The sequence below is a fragment of the Microbacterium umsixpiens genome (genome assembly GCF_053543675.1).
The window spans coordinates 1-2,927 of record NZ_JBLVOH010000153.1 but is presented as its reverse complement, the minus strand read 5'-3'; the positions used below and the strand labels follow the sequence as shown (position 1 = coordinate 2,927).

Annotated in this window: 4 protein-coding genes; 1 reads left to right on the top strand and 3 read right to left on the bottom strand. The window is 70.4% G+C overall.

Translation table 11 applies throughout. The annotated features are described in order from the left end of the window. The 3 genes from ACNPM4_RS15215 to ACNPM4_RS15205 all read right to left on the bottom strand — a co-directional run. Positions 1–496, bottom strand: a 496-nt coding sequence (locus ACNPM4_RS15215) for an NAD-dependent epimerase/dehydratase family protein (RefSeq protein ID WP_448986231.1), incomplete at its 3' end; no start/stop codon positions are given. After that, a complete protein-coding gene (locus ACNPM4_RS15210; RefSeq protein WP_448986229.1) occupies positions 493–1,275 on the bottom strand; it encodes a MaoC/PaaZ C-terminal domain-containing protein in 783 nt (260 codons plus the stop codon). The genes ACNPM4_RS15215 and ACNPM4_RS15210, both read right to left, overlap by 4 nt. Next, positions 1,272–2,174, bottom strand: coding sequence for an SDR family oxidoreductase (locus tag ACNPM4_RS15205; protein ID WP_372467430.1), 903 nt, complete (start codon positions 2,172–2,174; stop codon positions 1,272–1,274). The genes ACNPM4_RS15210 and ACNPM4_RS15205 overlap by 4 nt, the downstream gene beginning before the upstream one ends. A gap of 192 nt (positions 2,175–2,366) precedes the next feature. Here ACNPM4_RS15205 and ACNPM4_RS15200 point away from each other — a divergent pair. Further along, positions 2,367–2,927: enoyl-CoA hydratase family protein (locus tag ACNPM4_RS15200; protein ID WP_448986228.1), on the top strand; the 561-nt coding region annotated here is incomplete at its 3' end.

The following is a 2,927-nucleotide window of genomic DNA, read 5'->3' as shown; positions in this document are numbered from 1 at the left end:
CGCCGACGATCGACGGCGGGTTCAGTGTCATCGCCGCGAAGCCGTCGTCACTCAGCGCCCGGGTGCGCTCATCCGCATCACGGCGGGCGGCGACGTACGGGATGCGCTCCGCCCACTCGGGATGCAGCTGGTGGTAGTAGCTGCCGATCTGCACGAAGCGACCGACCCCGGCAGCCTTGGCGAGCGCCGCGAACCGCGGCACCCCGACGCTCTGCGTGCGGTCCCAGAACGTGTCGTCCTCTTGATCGGCCGGCACGTGACGGATGTCGTTGCCGGCCGCGAACACGATCGCGTCGAAGCCCTCCAACATGCGCGGCGAGGCCTCGGCGTCGGTGTAGTCACCTCGGAGCCGCGGCATCCCGTGGACCGCACGCGGATCACGGTCGGACGGATCGCGGCGGACCATCACGGTGACCTCGTCCCCGTGCGCGACGAGGTCGGCGGCGACATGGCTGCCGATCATCCCGGTCGCACCGACGACCAGCACCCGGCTCACGCGAACACCGCCCGACCGTCGGAGATCACGGAGACCCCGTCGCGGCGCAGCTCGAAAGCGCCGTCGGGCCAGGACTCGAGGTCGAGCGCGTCGCCCGGGATCACGGGTCCGCTGAAGCGGCCCTGGAGTGCGATCAGATCGGCCGGATGCGCGCCCTGCTCGGCGGCGAGCGCGAGCGTGGTCGCGGCGAGGGTGCACAGCCCCTGCAGGATGGGGGTCGGCTGTCCGATCCGGGCCGACGCTTCGGGGTCGATGTGGATGTGATGGCGGTCACCGGTCAACCGGTACAGGGCCGCCTGGGTCGCGAAGGTCTGCACCACGGAGCGCCTGCCTTCCGGCCGCTCGGCGGATGCCGCTCGCGCGGGCCCCCGCTCTCCGCCGAATCCACCGACGCCGGGGGCGAACAGCGACCACGTCGCCGTGAACTCGTCGCACTCCACGATCACGTCGAAGATCGCCGCGGAGCCCTTGTCCCAGACGTCCCCCACCCGGGCCGAGAGGCGCAGTTCGCCGGTACGGGGCAGCGGACGGTGCACCTCGAGCGTCTGCGAACCGTGCACGGCACGGTCGTCGAAGGCCCCCGCTGCGGCGAGGACGTCGGGCGCCCACTGCGCGAGCGTGAGACCGAAGGTCGGCAGCACCCGCAGCCGATCCTCGAACACGAGGTCGAGGTCGGTGGCCGCCGCACCCACGGCGAGGGCGTAGAGGATGGCATCCTTCTCGTCATAGGCGACGGTCCGCTCACCGAGATCGCGGCCCGCCCAGTCCGCCGCACTCATGCGCCGTACACCGGCTCGGGGTCGACACTCTCGGCGACGAGAGCGCGCACGGCATCGCCGACCTCTGCGGCCGACCACCGCCGATCGAGCTCGCGCACCGGGCCGTGGCGCCAGCCTTCCTCCAGGCAGATGCGCCCACCCTCGACCTCGATGACGCGGCCGCTGATCGTGCAGTCCGCACTCGCGAGCCACGCGACCACGGGAGAGACGTTCGCGGGATCCATCCGGTCGAAGCCGTCTTCGGGCGCGGCCATCGCGTCGGCGAAGGGGCCCTCGGTCATCCGGGTGCGCGCAGACGGGGCGATCGCGTTGACCGCGACGCCGTAGCGTCCCAGCTCGGCGGCCGCGACCAGGGTCAGGGAGGCGATGCCGCCCTTCGCCGCGGAGTACGCCGCCTGCCCGATGCTGCCCTGGAGCCCTGCACCCGACGAGGTGTTGACCACCCGGGCCAGGGGCTGCCTGCCTTCTTTCGCCTCGGCGCGCCAGTAGGCGCTCGCGTGGCGCAGCGGGGCGAAGTGCCCCTTGAGGTGCACGCGGATGACGGCGTCCCATTCATCCTCGCCGGCGTTGACGAGCATCCGGTCGCGCACGAAACCGGCGTTGTTGACGAGGATGTCGAGGCGACCGAACGCGGAGATCGCCTGGTCGACGAGCGCTGCGGCCTGAGCGAAATCGGCGATGTCGGCTCCGTTGGCCACGGCTTCGCCACCCGACGCGCGGATGATGTCGACGACCTCTTGCGCAGGCCCGACCGACACGCCTGCGCCGTCGAGCGTCGTGCCGAGGTCGTTGACGACGACTGCCGCGCCCTGCCGGGCGAGTTCGAGCGCATGCTCGCGCCCGAGACCACGACCGGCGCCGGTCACGATCGCGACGCGACCTTCGAGGATTCCTGCCATGGATCGACTCTCCTTTGAGACTGTCCGGCTGATGAGCCGGCACCGACTGCGCGCGACGGGAGTGCGGTCGCGGATGACGATGCGCATGATCCTACCAACCAAGCAATTGCTAGGGCAAATGCGGTGAAGGGGTTATGAGTCAAACCAAGCAAGTGCTAGGGTGCCTTGAGCAAACGTTAGGTTAGGTGTCCGATGACGATCACTTCCACCCTGCATCCTTCCGGTGTCCGCACCGTGACGATGGACTACCCGCCGGTGAACGCCCTGCCCGTCGCCGGATGGTTCGACGTCGCCGCCGCGATGCACGAGGCCACCGCCGATGCGGCGACGCGCGTCGTGATCCTCCGGGCGGAGGGCCGCGGGTTCAACGCGGGCGTCGACATCAAGGAGATGCAGCGCATCGAGGGCTTCTCCGGCATCCTCGGCGCCAACCGCGGATGCTACGAAGCGTTCAAGGCGATCTACGAATGTGCGGTCCCCGTGATCGCGGCCGTCAACGGCTTCTGCCTGGGCGGCGGGGTCGGGCTCGTCGGCAACAGCGACGTGATCGTCGCCTCCGACGACGCGACCTTCGGCGTTCCCGAGGTCGACCGCGGCGCACTCGGAGCGGCCACGCACCTCTCCCGCCTCGTCCCGCAGCACATGCTCCGTTCGATGTACTACACGAGCCGCACGGTCACGGCCCAGCGGCTCGAGGAGTTCGGCTCCGTGACCGCGGTCGTGCCGCGAGCCGAACTCGACGACGCCGCGCTC

Coding starts and splice junctions, on each gene's coding strand:
- ACNPM4_RS15210 (WP_448986229.1), bottom strand. CDS start 1,275: ATGAGTGCGGCGGACTGGGCGGGCCGCGATCTCGGTGAGCGGACCGTC.
- ACNPM4_RS15205 (WP_372467430.1), bottom strand. CDS start 2,174: ATGGCAGGAATCCTCGAAGGTCGCGTCGCGATCGTGACCGGCGCCGGT.